15 protein-coding genes and 1 tRNA gene are annotated in these 25,500 nt (G+C 51.4%); 3 read left to right on the forward strand and 13 right to left on the reverse strand.

The window, feature by feature from the left end; translation table 11 throughout:
* Positions 1-55: 55 nt before the first annotated feature.
* Both ACYQ04_RS03750 and ACYQ04_RS03755 read left to right on the forward strand, forming a co-directional pair.
* Positions 56-132 (forward strand) — tRNA-Val (locus ACYQ04_RS03750).
* A gap of 370 nt (positions 133-502) precedes the next feature.
* On the forward strand, positions 503-1,678 hold the full coding sequence (locus ACYQ04_RS03755; protein WP_460127469.1) for a hypothetical protein: 1,176 nt from the start codon (positions 503-505) through the stop codon (positions 1,676-1,678).
* A 48-nt stretch (positions 1,679-1,726) separates the two neighbouring features.
* Here ACYQ04_RS03755 and asnS read toward each other — a convergent pair whose 3' ends face one another.
* Positions 1,727-3,019 carry an asparagine--tRNA ligase gene (gene asnS / locus ACYQ04_RS03760; protein ID WP_460127470.1) on the reverse strand — a complete coding sequence of 431 codons (1,293 nt, stop codon included), beginning with the start codon at positions 3,017-3,019 and terminating at the stop codon, positions 1,727-1,729.
* Between the two features lie 220 nt (positions 3,020-3,239).
* Here asnS and ACYQ04_RS03765 point away from each other — a divergent pair, with 220 nt between their 5' ends.
* Positions 3,240-4,439: an amidohydrolase family protein gene (locus ACYQ04_RS03765; RefSeq protein ID WP_460129814.1), complete on the forward strand. Its 1,200-nt coding sequence runs from the start codon at positions 3,240-3,242 to the stop codon at positions 4,437-4,439.
* On the opposite strand, the gene ACYQ04_RS03770 is transcribed toward ACYQ04_RS03765, so the two are convergent.
* The 12 genes from ACYQ04_RS03770 to ACYQ04_RS03825 form a co-directional block, all read right to left on the reverse strand.
* Positions 4,426-4,974: a hypothetical protein gene (locus tag ACYQ04_RS03770; RefSeq protein ID WP_460127472.1), complete on the reverse strand. Its 549-nt coding sequence runs from the start codon at positions 4,972-4,974 to the stop codon at positions 4,426-4,428. The two genes, ACYQ04_RS03765 and ACYQ04_RS03770, sit on opposite strands and share 14 nt — an antisense overlap.
* Before the next feature lie 3 nt (positions 4,975-4,977).
* Complete coding sequence (locus ACYQ04_RS03775) at positions 4,978-6,864, reverse strand: serine/threonine-protein kinase (protein ID WP_460129816.1); 1,887 nt, start codon at positions 6,862-6,864, stop codon at positions 4,978-4,980.
* Positions 6,858-7,622, reverse strand: coding sequence for a PP2C family protein-serine/threonine phosphatase (locus tag ACYQ04_RS03780; RefSeq protein ID WP_460127474.1), 765 nt, complete (start codon positions 7,620-7,622; stop codon positions 6,858-6,860). Before ACYQ04_RS03780 ends, ACYQ04_RS03775 begins: the two co-directional genes overlap by 7 nt.
* Positions 7,619-9,943 carry a serine/threonine protein kinase gene (locus ACYQ04_RS03785; protein ID WP_460127476.1) on the reverse strand — a complete coding sequence of 775 codons (2,325 nt, stop codon included), beginning with the start codon at positions 9,941-9,943 and terminating at the stop codon, positions 7,619-7,621. Before ACYQ04_RS03785 ends, ACYQ04_RS03780 begins: the two co-directional genes overlap by 4 nt.
* On the reverse strand, positions 9,940-10,257 hold the full coding sequence (locus tag ACYQ04_RS03790; protein ID WP_460127478.1) for a hypothetical protein: 318 nt from the start codon (positions 10,255-10,257) through the stop codon (positions 9,940-9,942). The genes ACYQ04_RS03785 and ACYQ04_RS03790 overlap by 4 nt, the downstream gene beginning before the upstream one ends.
* Entirely contained in the window at positions 10,254-13,262 is a 3,009-nt protein-coding gene (locus ACYQ04_RS03795) for a protein kinase domain-containing protein (protein WP_460127480.1), read from the reverse strand. Before ACYQ04_RS03795 ends, ACYQ04_RS03790 begins: the two co-directional genes overlap by 4 nt.
* On the reverse strand, positions 13,238-14,437 hold the full coding sequence (locus tag ACYQ04_RS03800; RefSeq protein WP_460127481.1) for an ATP-binding protein: 1,200 nt from the start codon (positions 14,435-14,437) through the stop codon (positions 13,238-13,240). Before ACYQ04_RS03800 ends, ACYQ04_RS03795 begins: the two co-directional genes overlap by 25 nt.
* Before the next feature lie 27 nt (positions 14,438-14,464).
* A complete protein-coding gene (locus ACYQ04_RS03805) occupies positions 14,465-15,577 on the reverse strand; it encodes a pentapeptide repeat-containing protein (RefSeq protein WP_460127483.1) in 1,113 nt (370 codons plus the stop codon).
* A 9-nt stretch (positions 15,578-15,586) separates the two neighbouring features.
* Positions 15,587-19,321: a PEGA domain-containing protein gene (locus tag ACYQ04_RS03810; RefSeq protein ID WP_460127484.1), complete on the reverse strand. Its 3,735-nt coding sequence runs from the start codon at positions 19,319-19,321 to the stop codon at positions 15,587-15,589.
* A 270-nt stretch (positions 19,322-19,591) separates the two neighbouring features.
* Positions 19,592-21,184 (reverse strand): serine/threonine-protein kinase, encoded by a 1,593-nt coding sequence (locus tag ACYQ04_RS03815; protein WP_460127486.1) that lies wholly within the window; start codon positions 21,182-21,184, stop codon positions 19,592-19,594.
* A 65-nt stretch (positions 21,185-21,249) separates the two neighbouring features.
* Positions 21,250-22,998, reverse strand: a complete 1,749-nt coding sequence (locus tag ACYQ04_RS03820) for a CGP-CTERM sorting domain-containing protein (protein ID WP_460127488.1) — start codon at positions 22,996-22,998, stop codon at positions 21,250-21,252.
* A 46-nt stretch (positions 22,999-23,044) separates the two neighbouring features.
* Entirely contained in the window at positions 23,045-25,459 is a 2,415-nt protein-coding gene (locus ACYQ04_RS03825; protein ID WP_460127490.1) for a protein kinase domain-containing protein, read from the reverse strand.
* Positions 25,460-25,500: the final 41 nt, after the last annotated feature.

A 25,500-nucleotide genomic window follows, 5' to 3' on the forward strand; every position in this document is an offset into this window, starting at 1 on the left:
CCAAAGGAAATAATGCGAAAACGTTATAAATTTTCCAGCGTCCTCGAAGGTGGGCGGGCCCGTGGTCTAGATGGTTATGACGCCACCCTTACAAGGTGGAGGTCCGGGGTTCGAATCCCCGCGGGCCCACCATTACAGCCCTTTCTGACGAAAGCGCTGGCGGAAGGTTAAGTGCTGATTCTAAGTGTTCGTTTTGGGAAAGGGGTTTCTGTCAAATTTGCTTCATTTCCAAGAGTTTCACTCTGAAGAGGCGCCCGAAGGGCGCCAATAGGAAGTTGAAACTATCTTAGGGGTTTTGTTGTAGTGTTAAACCCCTTGTGAATTTGCCCTTTTGTTAGTGCACGACTGTTTTTTGCCCTTTGGTGAGAAGGGCGCTCCTTCGCCAGCCTTTCCCAAAGGCTGTGGGCAAAGTTTCTTTGGTGAAGCTTTTTCAAAAGCTTCAGCGATGGAGAATGAATGTTTCCCAAATATTTAAATCAGGATTAGGTTTGACTCTGAACGTATGAAGAAGATAATCAACTGCCCATACTGTGGCAAAATTCATTCAATTGAATTGGATTCAGATTTGAATAATCTATATATTCTTCCTGGGACAAAACAGCGTTCTAAATTTCTTTGGGGTTCGTTTGGAGGGGATAGAAGAAAAATATTAGTTTCTGAAGCTACTTGCCCTTACTGTGATAGAGCATTCACTATGGTTTTTCTAAAAAGTGAAATGAATAATGCGTGTGTTATCAAGAGACCTCCTATGATGAGAATCCTTTTTGCGGGGATTTCCTTTAGTTTCCGAGACCAAGAAGTTCATATTTATCCATTATACTGGATTCTTTTTGACATGATAATTGTGGAATATTCCAGAGAGCGGTTAATGCTTAGTTTCCTTTTTGCAGTTCTCTTGATTGCATTTGTATTCCTGCTTCGTGGCATTAATGACTTTCAGAATTTTGACTTTTTTGGAAAGCTTCCTCTAAATCTTTCAGAGGTATATCTAAGAAAAAATGCTCTTATTCTAAATTGCTTGTTCATTAACAATACTTTTAAAGAAATATCTACATTTGAAATATTTTTCCTTGGTTTTGGGCTTTTCAAGTTTCTCTTATCAGAAACGCACACATTAATTTATTTGATTTACTGGCCTGTCCTGTCTTTGTTTATTGGATACTTGTTTATAGTGCCCGTAGTTGTCGTAGTTAACGACATAGATTCTCTTCTCGAAACTTTTTCTTACAAGATTGTTTTTGATAAGTGGTCCAACTTTAACGAGCTTGGTCAAGTTGTATTGAACGTGCTATCTTCTAGTTTAAGCATGTCGATTGGATTTGCACTTTTCATTTTTATAACAGAAAATGAAGCCCTAAATGCAATTGCCTCAGGACTATTCTTGAGTTCTCTCACGGGACTTATTGGTATTGGCCTTTTACTGACTCATCACAAGAATATAAAACGTGCAAAACTTAGGGAATTAGAAAAACTTCAAAAAGCTCTTCAAGAAGAGTATGAGAAGTTAATTTCTAAACACCCTACTCCAACCCGTTTCTCAGAACTAAAAGTAGCTATTGATGCTGTCCGGGAAATAGAGGAATGGCCAAGAAGTTTCAAGTATCTTGTAACCGCCATGGCTACAGTTGGTACTATGGTACTTTCAGCTCTAATTAGTCACTTTCTGAACCTGAAATAAACTAAAAGAGCAAAAACTTTCCGCGAGCGCTTTGCGCCAGCAAAGGGCTCACGGATAAAGCCTGCTCGGCGTCCTCGGGAAGAGGGTGGCCCAGCGGACGTGGTCGAGCTTGAGGACCCACGCGACGAGCCTCTCAAGGCCGAGGCCGAAACCGCTGTGCGGAACGGAGCCGTACTTCCTGAGGTCGAGGTACCACTGGTAGTCCTCGGGGTTCATTCCCTCCTCAAGGATTCTCTGCACGAGCTTGTCGTAGTCGTCCTCACGCTGACTGCCTCCGATTATCTCGCCGTAGCCTTCGGGCGCGAGCATGTCTGCCGCGAGAACTTTCCTCGAGTCCTCCGGGTCTTCCTTCATGTAGAAGGCCTTGATGCCCTTCGGATATCCGTAGACAAAGAACGGGGCCTCGAACTCCTCGGTAAGAACCCTCTCCTCGTCGGCGCCCATGTCCTCGCCCCACTCTATCTCGACGCCCTTGCTCTGGAGTATGTCTATGGCCTCGTCGTAGCTTATCCTCGGGAATGGCGGAACGGCGTTCTTGAGCGTGGTTAAATCCTTTCTAAATGTCTCTATCTCGCCCCTCCTGAGCTCAAGCGCGCGCTGAACCATGTAACTCACCAGCTCCTCCTCGACCTTCATGATGTCACAGAGGTCCATCCAGGCTCCCTCAAGTTCGAGGTGCCAGAACTCGGTGAGGTGCCTCCTCGTCCTGCTTTTCTCGGCCCTGAAGCTCGGCGTGAGCGACCAGACCTTTTCGAGGCCAAATATGGCCGCCTCAAGGTAGAGCTGGGCCGACTGGCTGAGGTAGGCGTAGCGGTCAAAGTACTTGAGCTTGAAGAGCGTTGAGCCACCCTCTACCGCTCCGGTGACAAGTATCGGCGGGAAGACCTCGTACCAGCCGTCCTGGAGGAGCCACTCACGAGCGGCCTGAACGAGCGTGGCCTTCACCTTCATTATGCTCGCGACCTTGGGCGAGCGGAGATGCAGGTGCCTGACGTCGAGCAGGAACTCCGGGCTCGCGTCCTTCGTTATCGGGAAGAAGTCAACGTTCTGGATAACTTCAAGCTTATCTGCCCGAACCTCGGCGCCGGTTGGAGCGCGCGGGTCAGCTTTAACGGTTCCCTCGATGATGACGCTCGACTCAATGCCAAGCTTCTTGGCCTCCCTGTAGGCCTCTTCGTTGAGTTCCTTGGAGAAGACCACCTGGACGATTCCGCTCGAGTCCCTGAGCACTATGAAGACCTTCTTTCCGACCTCCCTCTTCCTGTAAACCCATCCGGCGAGCTTAACCCTCTTTCCTTCCATTTCGGGCTTAACGTCGGCACAGTAAACCTTATCAATCACCTTTACCACCTCCAAAAGCTTTTCAGCGGGGTTTATAACGCTAACCCAATCAGAAGAGGTTATTCAGCCAGAGCGACAGGACCCTTAGCCTTGACTCAATCCGAACGAGCCGGGGCATGGTCGGAGTTTTTCGTTTTGGGATTTAAATCCTTTGGGAATTTGAATGTCACAACGTCAAAAGGTTTAAGTTCTTCCCTGCCGTATGTTCAACGGTGGGAGGATGTTTGCACTGGTCGGAAAGCTCGTCGATTACCGCTCCGTTCGAGATGGGGCCGTCATCGTTGAGGATAACGTCATTCGGGCCGTCGTTCCGGCGGGGGAACTGGGAGAGTGGGGCGTTGACGAAGTTTACGGCGGGAAGAACTACCTCGTGATTCCCGGCCTAATCAACGCCCACACCCACGTGGCAATGGCACGATTTAGGGGTCTCGGCGAGGACCTGCCGACGGAGGAGTGGCTTGAGAAAATCATCTGGCCGATGGAGCTGGAATGGACGCGGAAGGAAATCCGCGAGTGGGCTGAAATCGGCCTTAAAGAGGCTTTGATGAACGGCTCGACGACGGTAAACGACCACTACTTCTTCGCGGACGAGATAGCGAAGGTCGCCGAGAAGCTCGGGGTAAGGGCCTTCATCGGCCAGACGGTCATGGACGAGGTTGATTTTCCTCTTGCAAGTCCTGAGGAAGGTTCCCGATTCTTCAAGCGCTGGCGAAACCGGAGCGAGCTCGTAGCGCCCACACTTGCACCGCACGCAACGAACACCGTCTCGCTTGAGCTCATGCGGGAAATTGCCGGGCTTTCAAGGGAAACCGGTGCGAGGATTCACGTTCACCTCGCCCAGAGCAGGGCGGAGGTTTCCGAGGTTAGAAGGCGCTACGGCCTTTCGCCCGTTGGTCTCCTCGAAAGGGCCGGGCTTTTGAACGATAGGCTAATCAGCGTCCACGGCGTTTACCTGAACGATTCTGACTTCGAGAGATTGGCCAGGACCGGCTCGACCCTCGTCCACTGCCCGACGAGCAACGTCAAACTTGAGGCTCGGACGGTGAACTTGAGAAAACTCCTTGACATCAGCCTTAACGTAGCGCTGGGCAACGATTCACCCAACCCAACCGGAATCATTGACCCCTTCCTTGAGATGAGAACGGCCGGAATCGTGGCTAATCTAACTGCCGGAAAGGCGCACGCGGTTCCAGCTCGGAAGCTCTTTGGAATGGCGACCGTTGGGGGCGCAAGGGCCCTTGGATTAAAGGCCGGACTCATAGAACCCGGCTATCTCGCGGATTTGGTTCTCATAAACGCGGATAAACCGTGGTTCAGGCCGTTGGAAAACGTTTACTCGCTCCTCGTTTACTCCGCGAGGGGAAGCGACGTGGAAAAGGTTGTGGTAAATGGAAAAGTGGCTTGGGCTAAGCCCTCATAGCCTTCTCAATCTCTTTGAGCCTCTCTCCGGAGGGCTCTACGTCGAAGAACGCCTCTGCCTCTTTTATCGTTTCTTCGTCAAAGTTTCCGCTCAGGATGCTTTCGCTCGTTACGTCGAGCATGGAACTCAGGGCCTCATCGAGGCTCTCCACCTTTGTCATCGCCTTCTCGAACTCGACCTGCATCTTGGCAACGTCTTCTGCACCGGGTCCCTCAGCAATGCTCTCAACGATGTCCCGGCTGAAGCGGAGAAACTCTCCAGAGACCTTAACGAGCTCCCTCTGAATCTCGGCTTCTTCCATCAGAAGGAGGAGTCTCTTCGCCTGCTTTATCCTGTTCTCAAGGGTGAGGTATTTCACTGCACTCCTCCTCAACAGCTCCTCGTCGCCGAGCTTTGCCGCTTCCTTTCCCTGGAGAAAGACCCGGCGTTTTAAGGCTTCGAGGTTACTTATGTATTGTTTTAGGGCCATCTTCGCTTTTCTGGCCCGTATCTTCCGCTCTATTTCCTTTTCCTCCTTGGATTTCCAGAACTTCATAACTCACACCCCGTTTTCGCGCTCTATCTTGTGAAGGAGCACCTTGAGCCTTTCAATGAAGTCCTCTCTTACGGGCAGGTTTTCTCTAATCATGAGCTCAAGGGTTTCAATTGCCCTTCCAAGTTCTTCCCTGTGCTGGGTTGTGTAGAACTTCAGGTCGCTCAGGGTGTTGAGAAGTTCGGCTTTTCTGTTGAGCTCCGCGTAAGCCAGAGCAAGCTTTGAGAGAGTCTGAACGACAAGTCTGCCGTTCTCCCTGATTTCATCGGCCGTCTTGCTCTTCTTTAGGGCTTCCACGCTTCTTGCAAGCGTTTTCTTCAGCTCCTCAACCTGGGACTCGAGCTCCTGCTTCCGCTTCTCGCTCTCTTCGAGCTTCTCAAGGTCCCTCAGGAATTCTTCAACGCTTCCGTAGCGGTCTTCCTTCCTCTTCGCCAGCAACTTCTCGAAGAGCCCATCGTACTTTGCCAATGCGGGGTTGAAGTCGGAGGGTGGCTTATGGCGGTAGTTCTCGTCAGTTATCTTGCCGAAGACCTCCTCGTAGGTGTAGCCCTCGAACGGAACCCTGCCTGTGAGAAGCTCGTAGAAAATAGTCCCCAACTGCCATACGTCTGTCCTGTGGTCGGTGTTTCCGAACTTGCTCGGCATCAGGTGCTCCGGCGCGGCGTAGAGTGGGGTGTATCCCATCACGCTCCTTCCCGAGCTCATCGTTCCGATTTTCGCGAGTCCCCAGTCGGTTATCTTTGGCGTTAAGTCAGCCTTCAGGAGGATGTTTCCAGGCTTTAAGTCGCGGTGAACGATGCCTTTCGAGTGGGCGTGTTTTAGGCCTTCCGCAATTCCCTTTATGAGTCTCAGTGCGGTTTCCTCATCAACGGGCTTAGGCAGTTCTTCAAGTGTTCTAACGAGCTTCCCATCAACCTTGGCACCCTCAACGAACTCCATCTCAAGGTGGGGAACTGGTAAGATGTCCGCGTCGTAGAGCTTGACGACGTTGGGGTGGTTGAGCTGGAACCACGTTGAAACCTCGCGGAGGAAGGTTTTACTTGTTTTCTCGTCGATTCTTGGGACTTTTAGGGCGACTGTTTTGCCGTCCTTTTTGCGTTTGACCTTGAAGACTTTGGCAAAACCGCCCTCTCCAAGGAACTCGAGTGGCTCGTACCTGTCCAAGAGCCCAGGAGGAAAGCCTTCCAAGGGCTTGGATACGCTTTCTCTGGGTTGCCGAGGGGAGGGGGGCTTCTTTTCCTTCTTGTGCCTTTTACGGCCTATGGCAACCGCTACAACCCCAACTGCAATCAGAAGGGCCAAACCCAACAGCTTTGAAGTGATAGAGGTTTCTCCAGGGGAGCCCGAGGAATTAGTTGTGAGTTCCCGAGTCAGCGTGATGTAGACGTAGTACAAAGTGTGCATATCTGGGTTCAGTGTGAGGTTCTCTGGATTGTACCCTCTCAGGTTAATCTGAAGTTGGTATTTCATACCTGGAATGAGTGTATAGTTGTATACTGGACTCGTGCCTATGATAACACCGTTCAGCTCTATCTCCGCACCGGGAGGGCTTGTTCTCACGTTAAGAATGGGATTTTCTCCAACCTTAAAATTGAACACCATAGGAACGTTTAGTGTAATGTTTCTGCCGGGGACCGCGTTGAAGAGAACAATGACTGTTCCATACATGTTTTTTTCGAGTCGAATTGTATGAATTCCCTCTGAGACCTTAAGCCCGTGTATAGGAGTCACTCCGACGTATTTTCCGTCGAGGTAAACGCTAACTCCCGGAGCCGTTGTGTCGATGTTAACCATAGAGGTGCTTTTGCTGGCCGCGGCCGGTGTAGAGGACGCTAAAATTGCCACGAGGAGCAGGGCTATCACTACGAGACTCCCCATGTTCTTAGTCACCATCTCCACACCACCACCGTGACGTTATCTTCAGTGGCAGGCAGGGCCTTTTCCACGAGGATTTTGGCGAGGTCACGTGCCGTTTTCCCCGGGGTGAACGCCCGCAGGATTTCCTCCTTTGGAACGTAGTCGTGAAGGCCATCCGTGCTGAGAAGAAGGATGTGATTGGCTCCCACCTCCCAGCGGTAGAGGTCAACCATCAGACGCCGCCCAATTGCAGAACTCACCCTGTTCCTGAGTGGGTGGTACATGGCTTCCTCCTCACTTACATGACCCATGAGAACGAGCTCCTGAAGTGGTGAGTGGTCGAGCGTCCTCGCGACGAGCCTCCCCTTTGAAACCAGGTACGCCCTGCTGTCGCCGGTGTTGGCAACGATAACGGTCCTTCCCCTAACTACGGCCGAGACGAGGGTCGTCCCCATCCCTTCAAGCGGCCCCTTTGCGCGCTCCCTAACAACGGAGTGGGCAACCTCGTGGGCATTCCTCAGGAGAATTGCTAGAAGGTCTTCTTCAAGGCCCCCAACGTACTCCCCTTCAAAGACCTCTGCGATTGCATTCAATGCCAGCCTAGAAGCGACTTCCCCGGCGTTGTGGCCCCCCAACCCGTCCGCAACGGCAAGTAGGTAGCCGTCGGGGAGCTTCATGATGAGCAGGCCGTCCTCGTTGTGCTTTCGTCCTCCAACGTGGGTTATCCCGTAAACGAAGTCAGCTCCGGCCCCGCTGAAGTCCACGCATGGATTTTCGGGCAGTATTAGCCTCATCTCTCCACCTCCCTTTTAATCCTGTCAACGAGAACCTCCACTCTCTCAACAAGTTCCCGGGAAATCGGCAGACCCTCCCTCAGGAGGAGCTCGACGGTTTCAATCGCCCGCTCAACCTCTCCCCTTTCTTCCCGGGTGAACTCCTTGAGCTCCTCAAGCGCACTAATCAGGCCTGCCTTGTCGTTGAGCCTGGCTGAAAGGACCGCGTTCCTCCCAAGTCCTTCAACGAGTTTCCCGACGAGCCTCTGAACCTCCGACCGGTCCGTCGTTACCTGGATGGTTTTCTTGAGCTCCTCAATCTGCCCTCTGAGGTCGGCCCTTTCTCCTTCGAGCCTCTCCAAGAGCTTAAGGTCCTCCAGAAACTCCTCAACGCTTCCGTAGCGGTCTTCCTTCCTCTTCGCCAGCAACTTCTCGAAGAGCCCATCGTACTTCGCAAGCTCTGGCCTAACGGCACTCGGCGGTTTTGGCTTGGTTTCTGGGTTGAGAATCTTTGCGATTACACTTGCGGGGCCCTTCCCTCCGTAGGGCAGTTTTCCTGTCAGGAGTTCATAGAAGATTAGGCCGAGCTGGTAGATGTCAGTCCTGTGGTCGGTGCGTCCGTAGGTTTCGGGGTCAAGCTGCTCCGGCGCGGCGTAGAGAACCGTTACCCCTGAGGTTGTGGTCGTTGAATTTGTTCCGATTTTGGCTAATCCCCAGTCTGTTATCTTTGGGGTTAAGCCGGCCTTCAGGAGGATGTTTCCAGGTTTTAAGTCCCTGTGGATTATTCCCTTGGAGTGCGCGTGCTTCAATCCCTCTGCGATACTTCTGGCGAGTTCTAAAGCAGTGGTCTCATCAACGGGCTTTGGAAGTTCCTCAAGCGTTCTAACGAGCTTCCCATTAACTTCCGCACCTTCGACGAACTCCATCTCAAGGTACGGTACCGGCTCTTCCTCTGCACGGTAGAGCTTTACTATGTTTGGATGCTCCAGCATGCTCCAGGCCTGAACTTCCCTAATGAAGGATTTCCTTGACTTCTCTGTTAGATGCGGGACTTTTAGGGTGACTGTTTTGCCGTCTTTTTTGCGTTTGACCTTGAATACTTTGGCAAAACCGCCCTCGCCAAGGAACTCGAGTGGCTCGTACCTGTCCAAGAGCCCAGGAGGAAAGCTAGGGATGTCGCGGTTGCTCCTATTTTCACTCCCTTCCCTGCTCTTCAGGAAGACAAGTCCAACGAAGAGGAATATTAGAATACCTCCAATTGCGAGGTAGGAGACTTGTGAAGACGGGCCTTGTCCGGTCGTTCCTGTCTCCGGCAGGGAACTCGGAGGTTGGGCAAGAGGGTTGTTTGATACTTCCTGTGCGGACGTTGATGAGCTCAAACCTGAAGCTTCAAGGGGTCCAGACGCAACGGTGATTCCCCAGTGGATTACGTTCGAGACAAAGGTTGGTCCGTCGAGCTTGATGCCGTAATACTGACTGACCCACATTGGAAGGTAGCCTCCAACGGGCGTCTCGCCGCTGACTATCAGAACACTCCTTTTGTTGCCCAAATTCCATACCCATGCCACCACTATCGGGAATTCACCCTTTTCTCCGGCCTTGTAAGCCTTTGCAGAGGGTGCGCTGTTCTCAACGATTTGGGCATTTTTGCTCGTCCTGAGTATGATGTAAACTCCCGAAGGCTTGTTCCCATCCCTCAGGGGCTTCCAGGTGCCGTTTGCGAAGAGCGCCACCGGGCCCGGGCCATGGGCAAGGATGCCGTAAGCCACTCCCTGAATCAAAAGCAGGCGGTATGGGGTATCATTGCTCGGTCTGTCGTAGGCTATGAGGCGGTATGCCTTCCCGCCGGCGTTGCTCACAGGGTCCTCAACGGAGCACAGGTCAAGGCGTAGGGGCGCTCCAAGGGCTTCAAGCAGGCTGTTCACTATTCCTTGGGTTTTGGCACCGTTTCCATAGTCCGAATCACCGGCAACCCACAGAACTTTCCCTCCGGAGTAGAACCACTCCCTTATGGCTGAGATTTCGGCGCTTGAGAGGTTTGTCGTTGGCTGGCCGAGTATGAGGACGTCAACGTTTTCCAGCAGGCCTGGAGTTATTGACCTGCCCAGCCAGCGGATTCCCAGCTCGTCCTGGTAACTCTCGTTCCCAAAGTAGACGAAGTTATATTGGGTTAAGGTTTCAACTATTCCCGGAGCGAGCGTCTGATTTTTGTAGACCACTGATGTGAGGCCGTTTGGGTTCTCGCCGTGGGAGAGGTCTATCCCAATCGTCGTTGCACTGACGTACGGCAATATAATTAAGAAAACCACGGGGAGCAACAGGAGAGATGGATTTCTGCTCATTTCCCATCACCAACATGCCGGCTTCTATATTGTCCCTTGCAATTGGCAGTGTCTTTCCAATGGGTCTCGTGGGGATTCCCATCATTTTTTGGGTGAGTTATCCCCCTCATTCCTCTCGCCTCTAGGTAATTGTGAAACTTTCTGAGCTGAGCAGGAATATCCCCCTCTTCGCCGTCCCCCTCATGAGGGTGAACTCTAGGTCGTTGTGATGATGCTCTTTGCACATTCAACTTTTCCATTAGATGTGGGACTATCTTGATTTCCTCTGAAATTTTAAAGTGCCGTTTGTGGAGCTTTATTGCTGTCGAAGTCATTCAACTTCCCTCTGAACCTTGTGCAGGAGGACCTTCAGCTCGTCCAGCGTGGACTTGCTTATTGGCACACTCTCCTGCATCATCATCTTGAACTGGTCTATTGCACTTTCAAGCTCATCTCTATGTTCCTTCGAGAACGCCTTCAAATCCTCAAGCGCATTGATGAGTCCAGCCTTGTCGTTGAGCTGGGCATGTAGTACGGCATTTCTGCTCAGCTGTTCAACAAGCTGGCGCACGAGCTTTTTGAGTTCCTTGCTATTTGTTGTGAGACTCATGGTAGTCTTTGTCTTCTCTATCTCCTTTTCGAGGGCCTTCCTCTCCTCGTCAAGCTTTTTCATTAGCTCAAGGTCGCGGAGGAACTCCTCAACCGACTGATAGCGCCCTTCTTTCTCCTTTGCGAGGAGTTTCTCAAAGATGCCGTCGTACTTTGCCAGGGCCTTGTTGAAGTGACTCGGCGGTTTGGGCTTTACTGCCGGATTTATCACCTTGGCCATGACGACTGCTGGAGAAGTCCCTTGGTAGGGCAACTTCCCGGTTAAGAGTTCGTAGAAAATGAGTCCGAGCTGGTATATGTCAGTTCTCTGGTCGGTGTGCCCATAGGTCTCGTCGTCGAGTTGCTCCGGTGCCGCGTAGAGGAGCGTCAGTCCCTTTGTCGTCGTGGCTGTGGTTGAAACCGCGCCGACTTTGGCCAGTCCCCAGTCGGTTATCTTGGGCGTTAAATCGCTCGTTATGAGGACGTTCTGGGGCTTAAGGTCTCTGTGATACACCTGCTTTGAGTGAGCGTGCTTCAACCCTTCAGCGATGCCCCTGATGAAGTGAAGTGCCTTCTCCTCGTCAGTGGGCTTCGGATACTTGCCGAGGTCCCTGATGACTTCACCATTGAGTTGAATTCCATCGACGAACTCTATCTCAAGGTGGGGTAGTGGTTCAGCGTAAGCGTTGTAGAGCTTGACGATGTTTTTATGATTGAGCAGGCGCCAGGCCTTGACCTCCTTGAGAAAGAAACGCTTTGTCTTCTCGTTGAGGCGGGAAACCTTAAGGGCTATGATTTTCCCGTCGGATTTCCTTCTAACCTTGAAGACTTTGGCGAAGCCACCCTCACCGAGGAACTCGAGTGGCTCGTACTTGTCGAGGAGCTCGGGCGGGAAGCCGGGAACGTGCTTTGGTGGTGCGTAATGTTTTGGTTCGGGCTTTCTAGCGGGAGCGGGGGTTGAGGTTACGATATCTCCCTTGGGTGGGGAGGTTTTGGATTTTCCGCCTTTGACTTTAGCAGCGATTCCGCCGATTAGGAGGAGTCCAATTAGTGCTCCTACAATATCTGAGAAGTCAATTCTGTTTGTTGTTTTCGACGTTGTGCTCTTTGGGCTTGTTGTGTGGAGGGGGGATTCCGTTAGATTTGCCGATATTTTTGTTGTTGCTCCTGCTTGTACCGTTATTATAGTACTATAGTTTTTATATCCACTTAATACTAAAGTTAAATTATAATTTCCCGCTGATAGATTCATCTCCAAGGGAGTGACTCCTTTGTAAATCCGGTTTATATAAACTTTAGCGCCTGGAGGTGAGGAAGAAATTAGTATCGTGCCAAATGGGGGATACAATGTTTTTATTCTTGGTCTGAACACTTTTGCAATTGCATGGGCATATCTAATTGTAGCACTTGGATTCCTAACAGAAACAGTGGCGTTATTAACTTTGGCGTTAGAATTTTCTGTCGGAGTATCAGTTCTCCACCCGCAAAAGTTACAATTACGTAGATTCCCATCGGGGGGGAGTTTAAGGACTTCAGTTTCATAACTGTTATGTGTATACATGTATATATAGCCTGCTACCACTATATCTCCATTAGGAGCCACGGTAACTGTCTTAAACCACGAAACCCAATCTTCATCACTTTCATCACAATGCCAAACTATCTTTCCCTCTAAATTAATTTCCCAGATTAAACCACCTCCATTTAGAGTACTACCTACTACAATAATACCCCCATTAGGAGCTAAAGCAACTGCTTCAGCATATTCATTAGTATAGATACCAAAGGTTCTTTGCCAACTTATCTTGCCGTGGGCATCGAGCTTAAGAACCCAAACGCTTGAATAATCTGGTGTTCCAATGCCGAAGCTCCAAGTCTGGCCGGCTACTATAATGTCCCCGTTAGGGGCAATTGCAATAGAATTGGCAAGATCCTCCCAACTTCCACCATAAGTCTTAGACCATATTACTTTTCCATTCTCATCCAAGCGAAGAAGCCAAGCATCACCAGACCCGGAGCTTTGCGTTTCTCCAGCTATTATAATGTCCCCATTTGGAGCAATGGCAACTGCGTTAGCCCATCCTCCCCCGTAAGTCTTCTGCCAAATGACGTTCCCACTAGCATCGAGCTTAAGAACCCAAACGTCTCCGTGCCAATCGCCGAAGCTATAAGTATAGCCCGCCACAATAATGTTCCCCTCTGGGGTTACAGCAACCCCAGAAGCCATATCATCATTATACCCGCCGTAATTCTTTGACCATATAACATTTCCATTCTCATCCAGTTCGAAAACCCAAACATTTTTATAATGGGGAGTCCCAACACCAAAGCTATTAGTTGTTCCAGCTACTATTATGTCTCCATTTGGGGCAATTGCAATAGAATTGGCAAGATCCTCCCAACTTCCACCATAAGTCTTCGCCCAGATTACGTTACCGTTGGGTGAGAGCTTCATGACGAGAGCATCATCGCCCCCAGCTCCACTGGAATTCGTGTAACCCACTGCAATAATGCTCCCATCCGGCAGAACCTTAACGCCGGTAATCGTCTCATTACCACTTCCGCCGTAAGTCTTCACCCAGTATGTTGGTAGGTTGGTTGATGTTGTGGAGCTGTCAGCCATTACCTGTGTGGAAACCATACACATGGAAGCAAGTATGAGTATTGACAGTATGATAGCGCTCTTTTTCATGGCAATTCCTCCCAAATGATAAAACCTGTTAAGCGTTACCCTCCAAACTCCTCCGCCCACTTCTCGTACCTCTCGACCTCCTTCCTCGTCAGTGGGCTCTTAATCTTCTTGAATGCCTCTTCGAAGTCCCTCATTTCAAGAGGCCTCGTTCTGAGCGAGCGCTTCTTTAGCTCGTGGAATGGAAGCTCGGCGAGCTTGTGAAGGTCCCTGTTCTCCTCACGTATCATATTCCATATTGCTTCCTGGCAGAGGTTCTTGATGTCCCTTCCCGAGTACCGGCGTCTGACGCTCTCCTCGGCTATCGCGTCCAAGTCGAGTCTGCTTATGTCGAGCCCGCGCGTGTTGATTTTGATTATCTCCTTCGTGGCTTTCTGGTCAGGTAACGGAACATAAATCCTCCGTGGAAACCTTGACAGAACAGCTTCATCAAGGTCCCAGGGTGTGTTCGTTGCCGCGAGGGTGAGAACGAGTATATCACTCTTCTTGTCCTGGAAACCGTCAAGCTCGGTGAGGAGCGTTGACAGCATCCTCCTGCTGGCCTCGCTCTGGTCACCGGAGCGCTTCGTTGTTAGGGCATCTATTTCATCCATGAACACTATACTGGGGGCCTTCTCTCTAGCCACCTCATAGAGGGCCGAGATTATTTTCGCGGACTCGCCGAAGTACTTGCTTAGGACGTTGCTGGCTTTGACAGAGAAGAAGGTCGCGTTTAAGCTTCCAGCTGCCGCGCTCGCGAGGAGGGTCTTACCGGTTCCCGGCGGACCGAAGAGGAGGATTCCCTTCCAAGGCTGTACTGACTGGGGTTTTTGTAGAGCTGAGATAACAATGGTCTCCATCATGAGTCTCTTAACTTCCTCAAGACCACCTATGTCGTTCCACTTAACGTTTGACCTTGCAATGAGGCCCTCTACGTACTGTTTGAATACATCATCTTCACGATTCTCTTCGAAGTTCCCGCTTCTCCTCTGGTTTCCGCCCTCTTTTATCGGCTTGTTCCTCTTTATCCCGTAGCGGCCGGCTTCAACGTCCCTTGCGATGGCTTCCCACTTCTTGGCCTTTCTAAGATAACTCTCCCTGCTGAACTCGTCATAGTTGGCGAGCTGCCTCAGTATGCGGGCGCACTCCAGAGCCTTCTTCTTGGCAACCTCGTTATTTCCTTTCTTCACGGCTTCTTCGAATTCCCTCTTCGCTTTCTTGAAGGCGGCCATTAAAGGCCCTGAAAGGTCAACTGGCATTCTTACACCTCCTCCTAACTTTCTCATTTATCTGATAAGTTTTCTGCTCATCACAACCACAAAGAACGAAAGCATGAACGCACCGATAAAGGCTTCACTCGCCGCGAGTAGTCTATGGGAGGGGACGGGGGTTATATCCCCGTATCCAACGGTTGTAAACGTCACGATGCTAAAGTAGAGGCAGTCCCTTGGGGAACCCACACGGATTGTTCCACTCACACAGAAAATCAGTGCGTAAGCCAGTATTATCGTCACTGTCGTCAAGAGAACTCTCAGTGGGCTTTCTCCGTAAAGGGATGTAATCCCGTACAACCTGTTTGTAACGTACCTAAGTGTTCCCTCAACGACACCCAGTTTTCCACCTCCCGTTAGGGGCAGAAATCTGGTTGAACTATGATTCTGAACCCGGGAAGCTATTAACTGAAGCTTACCACGAACGCGCCACTCGCCGACTGAGTAAACTGAGGCCCTGTCGTAGAGCCCCTTGGCCCTAAAAATTCTCTTCAGGTCGAGGTAAACTTCAAGAGCCTTGGAGTAAGAATCGTATGCCCTTTCAAAGTCCTTCTTCTTTCTGAATTCATCTCCTTCCTTTTCCTCAACTGCGATGTCGTCAAAAATCGCGTGCTCAACGTTTTTTGCCCCATCAAACTCAGCCCCATAGAGCCTTGCTCCCCTGAAGTCGGCACCAAGGAGATTTGTGCCATTCAGACTTGCACCATAGAGCTCGGCTCCATTGAGAGACGCCCTAATAAGGCTCGTACCCTCCAGGTTGGCAAAGCTCAGGTTTGCTTCGTCTAGGTTGGCTCTCGTTAAGTCAGCATTGCGTATATCAGCGTTTGTCAGGTTTGCGCCGTCCAACTTGGCAGTGCTTAAATCAACACCCACCAAAGAGGCCCATTCAAGGTTTGCCCCGCTTAGATTACCCTCACTTACATCGGCATAGCGAAGGTTGACGTTGCTGAGGTTTGCCCCCCTCAGATTTGCCCCGCTGAGGTAGGCCTCCTCAAGGTCCTCGCCGCTTAGCTCCGCCTTTTCAAAGTTCTTTCCACTGAATGGAAGGTGGAAAATGCAGAGGCCAAGCTCCTCCGCCTCGCGCGGACACTCCTTAATCGAATGCCTGTACTGGTGGGTGCATCTCATTTAGACCACCTAGAGCCTTTCAAAGCCAAGCTTCACTTTGTGGATGAGAATCTCGGCTTTTTGAATGAGTTCATCCGGAATCGGAAGGCCCTCCTCTGTTATTATTTGCAGGTACTTTGCAAGGTTTCTGAACTCATTTCCTAGTTCTCCTGTAACGTAGTTCACGATATCCGTTGCGTATTTATATGCCTCGATCTTATTTCCGGTTTTCATACTCATCAGCAGAAGGTCGCCGAGATACGAAACAATCCTGTGCCTGTCCCCCACAGTCGTGCTCTTTTTGAGCTCCTCTTTGAGGGACATGCCGAGGTAAATCGCGAGGTCCCTCTGGAGTTCGAGCATGTTCTTGTAGCGGAGCTCCTTGTCCTTGGAGAGCATTTTCATTATTATGTGCTCCACCTCCTTCGCCTCTGGATTGAGCCGGCTCGGCGGAACCGGGTCCTTTGTGGTTATCTTTGAAGCCAGCTCCACGAAATCGCTCGCCTCAAATGGAAGCTTTCCGGTTACGAGCTCGTAGAACACCACGCCCAACTGCCAGATGTCCGTCCTCTCATCGGTGCCCCCGAAGTTTGTCGGACTTATCTGCTCTGGGGCGGCGTAAAGCGGGGTAAAGCCTGCAACCGTGGAGCTCCTGCTGCTCGTCATGACCTTGCTCAGTCCCCAGTCGCTTATCTTTGGAACCCCGTTTTTGAGGAGGATGTTGCTCGGTTTCAGGTCGCGGTGGATGACCTTCTTGTTGTGGGCGTACTTCAGGCCTTCAGCTATGTTGAAAATCAGCCATGCCGCTTTCTTTACGTCCATCGGCTTTTTCTCCCGCCCAAGACTGCAGTCACAGTATTCCATCTCAAGGTACGGGATGGGAAGGATGTTGTAATCGTAGAGTTCCACGATGTTTGGATGCCTCAGGTTGGCCCAGTTCTGGAGCTCCTTGATGAAACTCTTGCCAGTAGCCTCGTCTAGGTTTATGGGAACCTTTACGGCGACGACCTTTCCATCGCTCGCCCTTTTGGCCTTGAAGACCCTGGCGAAGCCGCCCCTGCCTATAAACTCAACGTCAGTGTATTTGTTGGAGAGCTCCTGGGGAAAGGTAGTAGGGGAGGCCGGCTTTGGGGCGAATTCATCAACCGTCATGGCGGTGGTCTTCTGCTCTATCTGCTTCAAGCGCCTGTTGATGAAGAGCACGAGGGCAACGAAAACAGCAACCACACCGGCACCTATGTAGTAGAACGTGCTCGAGCTCATTGTAACCCCTGCTATTTCAACTGACCCTTCTGAGGAGCCCTTCAATGGAACAAGCGTCAATGCGAGGGAAGTCTTTTCCCCACCCTTGATTGTAACGTTTCTCTCTTCATCCTCGTAGCCTTCGCGGACTATTCTCACGGTGTAGTTGCCGGGGGTGAGGGTTATCCTCAGAGGTGAGAGGCCCTGGTAATCCCCGTTTACATAGACCTTGGATTGGGTTGGACTCGTGGTAACCTCAAGGACGCCGTAAGCTTCGCTCAGAACTGCACTGACCTTCTCCGAGGAGCCTGGAGTTAGGGAGACGGTTTTTACCCAGTCCAGATAACCCTCTTTAACCAGTTTTACCTCGTAGTCGCCGGCTTCAAGTGTCAAGTTGAGGGGCGTAACCCCCGCGTACTCCCTGTTCAAATAGACCTTTGCTCCCTCGGGAGTGGAGGTTACCTCCAAGACTGCTCCCGTGTCCGCGGCCACCTTCTCAAGAGTTACGTTGAGGGTTTTCGTCTCCCCCGCAAGGAGCTTAACGGTCGAGGTCCACCGGGTGTAGCCTATCTTCTCGATGGCTATTGAATAAGTACCCTCCTCAAGCTCAAGGGTTAGGGGAGTATTTCCCTTGTATGAGCCGTCTACGAAGACCCTCGCGTTGGATGGGAAGCTCTTGATTTTCAGTGTGACCCTAACGTTGGGCAGAGGAACCGTGCTCTCGATTTTGTAGTATTCTACGGTGCCGTTCTCGAAGCCTATCAGGAGGTAGTTGTTCCTGCTGACTGCGAAATCAACTATTAATCCGGGAAAAGTTGCTGTAAGAATCTCTGTGCCATTTTGTATCGAGAAAATCTTGATAGTGCTGATTAATTTATTTTCATCTCGTAGACATGCCACTAAGAAGTCCCTTGAAAACTTGAAGCCCCCTATAACCCCAGATACGGGCTTGGTCCAGATAATATCCCCCGTTATTTTCTGAACGCGAATAATGCCATCTCCTGGGAGGGGCAGGTATACTACGGTTTCACCATCCTTGCTGATACGGATGTATCCCCTTTCCCCACTTTCCCACAGGAGTTTACCGCTCGATGAAAGGATAAATGTGTTGTTATACCCACCATCAACACTCACTGCCAAGTGGTTTCCCTGAGAGTCCATAGAGAGCCCCCACACCCTCGTTCCCCAGGTAGGGCTTGGAAACGGCTTCTTCCATACCTCATTGATTTTGGAGCCATCAAACGTGAAGTAGTAAATGCTGGCGTTTGCCACCTCCGTCATGTTATCATCGGTCCAGCCTGCAAAGGTTCCAACTGCTATTCTATTACCGTTTTCTGAGATGGCGACCGTGTATGATCCACCGCTGTAAAAGTCAAAAAATCTGTTCGCAACTTCATCGCCTTTCATATTGAGCACGTGAAGATAGTGGTCGTCGCCAACAACCGCTATGTATTTTCCATTCCCGCTAACTGCTACATCTCTGAGTATTCCCTCGAAAGTGTCTTTTCCCATCTCGTTGCCGGAGCTGTCCATAATGACAACGTCACTCAGGTAATCCGGAAAGGTCCCCTGAGGGTTCGGGTAGTAACTAATGACCGCAAGAACTTTCCCTTCATCGTCCGCATCAACAGCGTAAACGCTTCCCCTAACCTGTGCCGTGAATACAGGAATCAACTTGGCGTTTTTGGCATTCACACTAAACTTCGCCGGAGGCACAAATCCGTTGGTAAGAACCAACGTCCCACCGCCGAACGTCGCCGCTATGTAGCGACCGCTCCTCGATACCTCAACATCGCCCACCTCGCCGAATTCCTTGGAGAAATCCTCCTCCCACAGAACGTTTCCAGAGGAGGAGAGTAAAGACAGCCTACCGGGTTTCTGAGCGACGGCGAGATAGCTCCCCTCCCAGTCGATGGATACTGCAACGGGAGTACCGAGCAGAGGCACCGAGAACTCGGTTTTTCCAGTTTTAGCATTGAGTTTCTGAAGTTTCGGTGTATCCCCGGAGGTTCCCACGTACACATCCCCACGGTCAACAACGAGGAGAGCGGTAACGCTTCCTCCGAGCTTTTTAGTCCACACGACCTTTCCGTCGGAAACCTCAACGAGGCGGAGTTCGCTTCCCTGGGCTACCGCGAGGTAGTTGGCATCGTAGGTCATTCCAACGAGGGGTCTATCCGTCCCCAAATCGAGCTTAAATACGACCTCTGAGAACTTCTTGTTCGTTATATACGCGTAGTAGTGCCCGTTATCCATCAGCAGGAGAAGAACCCTGTCGATCCAAGGGGAGGGTTCTACTTTCAGAACTTTCATCGAGTCGGGTGCTGTGAACCTTTTGTACATCCCGTTTTTATAGAAAACATGGATGAACTTTCCAGATGCAACATAGACATCCAACCCCCATGTGTTACGCTCAAGCTCGACATCGGTTATTGGATACACCAAATCCCTCGAATTCAGGAGGTTCCCCTTAAGGTCTCTAAACTCCAACCTAGTCCCGGAAGCTATTATCAACTGGTTCATTGTCTCACACACGGCAATCAGTGTACCTGGTGCCTTTGAGGACCACGAAACGCTAACGTTTCCAGCAGTAGCCCAAGGGACACTCTCCGAGACAATGAATACTAAAAGAACTAGTACAAACACCTTCATTGCTCTCATGAAATTCCCCCCTTATCTAACCGGCTCCCACCCATGCTAGACCCCCAACGAGCGCTGTAATCATCCAAATTCAACATCCCTCCCATCTCGAACCCCTCTGTGTCTGAGGGAGCCATAACATGCACTATACGTTCATGCCCCGCTAACCTCATGGACTACCACCTCACCCTTCTCAACGAGCTCCTTTGGAATGGGGAGCCCCTCCTCAACCCTCAGCTCAATCTGTTCGATGAGCCTCTCCAGCTCTTCCCTCTCCCTCCCCCTCGTGTACCTCAGCAGGTCCCTCGCGTACTTCAGGGCCTCCTTCGCGTCCCCGAGCCGCAGGTGGAGGAGGAACAGCTGGCCCGCGTAGTAGGCCGAGCGCGAGGGCTCGACGCTCTTCTTGAGCTCTTCCCTGTACTTCCCGCCGAGGATCCCCGCCAAATCCCGCTGGAGCTCTTCAACGCTTCCGTAGCGCCTTTCCTTCTCCTTGCTCAGACAGCGGAGGATTATCCCGTCGAGGGGCTCCGCCTCCGGATTGAGCTCGCTCGGTCTCCGCGGCTCCTCCATGACTATCCTCCCGGCGACCTCGACGAAGTCGCTCCCCTCGAACGGCCTCCTCCCCGTCGCGAGCTCGTACATGAGAACGCCGAGCTGCCAGATGTCGGTCCTCTCGTCAACCCCTCCGAAGCGCGACGGACTTATCTGCTCGGGTGAGGCATAGTAAGGCGTCATCGCCGTTACCGTCGTGGTTCCGCTCTCGAACAGACCCTTCGCAAGCCCCCAGTCGCTTATCTTCGGCTTGGAGCCCTTGAGGAGGACGTTGCTTGGCTTCAGGTCGCGGTGGATTATACCCTTTGAGTGGGCGTACTTCAGGCCTTCCGCTACCTCAAAAGCTATCTCGGCCACGCGCTCCGCCGGAAGGGGCTTCTCCAGGTCTTCGAGCGACCGGTCGCAGAGCTCCATCTCTATGTAGGGGTAAGGCGTCAGATTTGCGTCGTGGAGCCTCACTATGTTGCCGTGCCTCAGCTCGCGCCATATGGAAACCTCGCGCAGGAAGAGCTTTCCGGTTCTCTCGTTGAGGACGTGGGGGACCTTGAGCGCGACCCACCGGCCGTCCCTTAGGGCGCGGTAGACCTTGCCAAAGCCGCCCTCTCCAATTAGCTCGACCCTCTCGTATCTCGACAGAAGGGCCTCCAACCCGTTGCCCCCGGCTTTTTCTCCGGTAATCTCAATGTCAATGGCCTTCTTCCCCATAAACGGCCCGGAGCGAACGCGGACTGTAAGTGCGTGCTTCCCAACCTTCGAGGGCACGAAGCGCACGTACTCGCTCCTCTCCTCGCCCGGGAGGAGGTACAGGTCAATGGTTTTCTTCTCCAGCTTTCCGTAGAGGGCCAGCTCCGACAGGTCTATCGAGACGCGAAGGCTTTTCCCTGTCCTGTTTCTGAAACCAACCTTTATCAGCGCCTCAGCTCCCCGGATTAGCTTTTTCGGCGCCTCAAAAATCAGCCCGTCCGTAAGGGAGATTCTACGAGTTGAGTCCTTGTTGTGCGGTTTCTTGGGCACTGGTCTGGGAACTGGTTCGGGTCTTGGTCTCCGAGGACCAGTTTCCCGCAGGAACCTCTCAATCCACGGCAGGAATATGAAGAGCGATATGAGTAACCCGAAGCCCTGAAGGAGGGCAATCAGGAAAATCGAGATGATGAGCCTCCGAACGAAGTCCTCCTCAAGGCTTCTCTTTGGCATCTTTTTTCTCTCCTGTCGTTTTATGGGAAGAAAAAATGAAATTACAAACGGGCCCGAGTTGTGTTTCATCTATGTTTTAACCTCCTGAGCAGGGGAACCAGCGCTATTAGCACAATAATCCCCGGTCCGCAGATTCCGTGTTTTTTCTGTGTTGTTGTTACCGTGATGATTTCCTCCACTTGGACGATGACTTTTTTAGCCTGCTCGAATTTACCCTGCTCAAAGAGACTCATAGCGTGCTCAAATAGTTCCTGGGCTTTGGGGTTTCTACCGTTGCTAAACACAGACCTGCCTAGGCTAACCAATTGCTTCAACAAACTCCTTGCCATGTTCCCAATGTCCCTAACCGTGTTCAACGCCTTATCCGCGAGATTTTTAGCGACTTCAAGCTCTCCGTCCTTGAACTTCTCGTTTGAGGAGTAGAGGTCTCCCACGTAGTTCCAGAGCCTAATCCCGCTCTTCCAGTAGAACTGGATGGTGTCAAATGTGCTCTTAACGGAATTGAAGAGTTTAGCGTACTCTCCGTTAAGGTCCGACGCAAGGCTGTTTAGCTCGTTAATGGCCCCGTCCAAGTCTCCGTTCTGGTACTCTTGGAGGGCCTGGCTGGGGTCTATTCCCGCTTTCTTCAGTATCTCGGCCTCGTATTGAATCTGCCATTCTTTCAGCGCGGTAATCCATGCCTTCAGCGCGAGTTCTTTGGCCGTCTTGTAGTCCCCGTTGTTGTAAGCGTTCTTGGCCTCGTTCAAGTATTTTTCAGCGTAAAGGACCTGGTAACCCATGCTCGTGAGGTTCGTGATTAGTTCCTCAGCCTTCTGAATCGCGTAGGCTGAGACGTTCTTCAAGTACTCCTGTGACGGCTGGAAACCGGGAATAGTCTCAGAACCAATCATGTAACCCGTTGAGGTTTCAGTCTGGGTGATTGTTGAAGATGTACTGCTTGTCTGCGTTGGGGTTTGAACTGGCGTGGATGAGCTTGAGGAAGAAGTCTTGGGAGGAGTGTAAGTCCAGAGTGTTTTCACTTCGGCGCTGGTATCTTGAACTTCCGCGTTCGTGTCTTGTATCTCTGCATTTGAATCTTTCACCTTGGCGTCTGTTGACTGGACTTGGGCGTTGGTGTCATGGACTTCAAGGCTTACCTCATCCCATCTGACCCAACCGGAGTACTGTGGGACTTTGTCGATGTTGAAGCGAGCAATAAAACCTCCCACTAGTCCCACCAGTACTGCAGTCCCATCAGGGAGGATTTTGATGTCTGATCCTTCTAATTTCACCGCCCACTTGAGTTCTCCACGCGGGCTCAACCTCAGCAACCGAGTCCCAGCTACGATTATGTCTCCGTTTGGTGCAATGGCAACCGCTTTAGCCCAATCATCATATTTTCCCCCGTATTTTCCCCCGTAAGTCTTCTGCCAGATAACGTTCCCATTAGCATCGAGTCTGAGAACCCAAACATCCCCCTCGCCAGCGCCGAAGCTGTCAGTCTTTCCAGCTACTATTATGTCCCCGTTCTCTGTTATTGCAACCGCGTTAGCATAATCCCAGCTGCTCCCGCCGTAAGTCTTCTGCCAGATAACATTCCCATTAGCATCAAGCCTGAGAACCCAAGCGTCAGTAGCGCCAGCGCCGAAGCTGTCAGTCTCTCCAGCTACTATTATGTCCCCGTTTGGCGCTATTGTGAGGGCATTAATACAAGTATCCCCTGCCTCGAGATACTTGACCCACCAGTTCGTGTCCTCAGCCTTCACTTTCCCCGGCGTAACCGCCAGCGCTCCAATGAGCAGGGCAATCCACATCAGTGCGATGACCTTCCTCATCCTTCCACCCCTTTTCTTGGCTTTTGAAAATGCAAAAACAAAACCTTCACCTCCCCATCTTCGCATCGTGAATGACAACTTCTGCCCTGTTGAGGAAGTCCTCTCCGAGCTTTATCCCCTCGTCCATCGCGAGCTCGACCTGGCTTATCAGCCCGTCGAGCTCCCCGCTCCTCGAATAGACCTTGAGGTCCCTGAGGTACTTCAGGGCATCCTTGTAGTTGCCGAGCTTGAGGTGCATCAGAGCCAATTCCCCGGCGTAGAAGGCGCTCTTTGAGAAGTCCTTCGCCGAGACGCTCTTCTCAAGGGCCCTCTGGTACTTGATGCCGAGCACCTTCGCGAGGTCTCTCTGGAGTTCCTCGGCGCTCCGGTAGCGCTCCTCCTTCCTCTTGGCGAGCATCTTCAGGATTATCGGCTCGACTTCCTTCGCCTCCGGGTTTATCTCGCCCGGCTTAACGGGCTCCTTCGTCGTTATCGCCTGTGCGAGGCTGGAGAGCGAGTTACCTTCGAACGGCCTCCTTCCGGTGACGAGTTCATAGAAGATGACGCCGAGCTGCCAGATGTCGCTCCTCTCGTCGACATCGCCGAAGGTTTCGGGGGCAATCTGTTCGGGAGAGGCGTAGTAGGGTGTGAATACCATCGTCTTTGCCTTCTCCTCGCCTATGAACTTGCTCAGCCCCCAGTCGCTTATTTTGGGAACGCCGTTCTTGAGCAGGATGTTGCTCGGTTTTAAATCGCGGTGGATTATCTTCTTCGAGTGCGCGTATTTCAGGCCTTCCGCTGTGTTGAAGATAAACCACGCCGCCTTCTCAACTCCCGTGGGCTTCTTCTCCCTTTCGAGCGAACCCTCGCAGTACTCCATCTCTATGTAGGGAACGGGGACAACGTTGGCCTCGTAGAGACGAACGATGTTGGGATGTCTCAGGTGGAGCCAGTTGCTGACCTCACGGATGAACGCTCTTCCAGTCTCTTCGTCTATGTTCTTCGGCACCTTCAGGGCGACCACGGTGCCGTCCTTACGCCTCGCCCTGTAAACAGCGGCAAAGCCACCCTCGCCGATTTTCTCGACATCGGAATAGCGGGACAAGAGATTTTGCAGAGGGTCCTCCCTTCCTTCAATTTTACCCGATTTTGGCTTTGAGCGGAGCCTCCACACAACGAGCACCAGAATTAAGAGCACGGCGAGTCCGGCACCAGCGTAAGGGAGGTAGTTCGTGTTGCTCTCAACAACCACAACCCTTGTCTGTGTTCGTTTTATTGTTTCCGTCTCGGTTGATGCCGTTTGGGACACACTGGTTACCGAGTTCATCACTTTTAGAGCAAGCTCCTTGGCCTGGTCGTAGTCCCCCGCTTTGAACGCTTGAACTGCTTGGGTGACGTTACCCACCGACTTCGCGGATTGAATATCGTTCCACGCTTCCCTTGCGTTTTCTGCAAGAGCGTATGCCTGCTGGGCGTAGCTGTAGGCATTTTCATAGTCTCCGTTATTGAAGAGGTTTTCTGCTTTGGACAGCAGGTTCTCAACTGGACTTAGTGTAATCCCACTGGCGTTTTCAACGGAGGATGCCAGTTCTTTTGCTTTGCTAATCTCCTCAGATGGGATAGCTGAACGGTCAAGCCTTATGAGGTTTCCTGAGTCAGTCCCAACGTAAATGTACTTTCCGTCGAGCTTGACAGACCAGGGAGCAACTCCAATGCTGGTCTCAACTAAGGGTCTGCCCTTCATGTCAAGGATGTGTATAACTCCGTCGTTTGTTCCAATTACTATTACCTTGCCGTTGCAATCGAGAGAATATATCGGATTGGTGGCGTTGTACTTCCATAGTAGTTTCCCATCCTCTGAGAGGGCGTATAGGCTTCCATCATAGGACGCGCCAAGGATTATGCCGCTACAGATTTTAACGTTTTTTACCCAGTCCCCCGTTTGATGGGAGAACTTTAGGTTTCCTTTCATGTCATAAACCTCTATTGCACCATGATACCCTCCCTGTTCCCAACCTGTTCCGACCACAACTATTTTCCCGTCTGAGTCAATACTGAAAGCTGCCCTTTGGAGACGCGCAATCTGCCATATGGGTTTCCCCGCGACTGTCCAAACCCAGATTCCACCCCAGTAGTTACCGTTATAATCCTTGTACCCCGTGGATACGTAGAGAGTATTTCCAAGGACTTTAATCCCAGTCACGTCTCCCTCCATATAGTACTTCGTCTCCTCCTGGCCGTCCATGTTGAGCTCGTAAACGTAGTCGTCTCTCGACCCGAGAAACGCCATATTGCCTACCAGATACGTGGAGTATATCTCGCTCCCAACTCCGTACTTCCAGATTAACTGCCCATCAGGGGAAATAAAGTAGGCGTAGCCGTCTCCTGACCCTATTAGTATGCCTTCATTGTTTGTGGAGATGGAGTATATCCTTCCACCGGTATGAAAGAGAGTCTTAGCGGGTAATGAATAGGCACCCACTAACTGGGTTGAGATGAGAAGAATGAAAAAGATTAAGGGGA

It is taken from the genome of Thermococcus prieurii, from assembly GCF_054657655.1.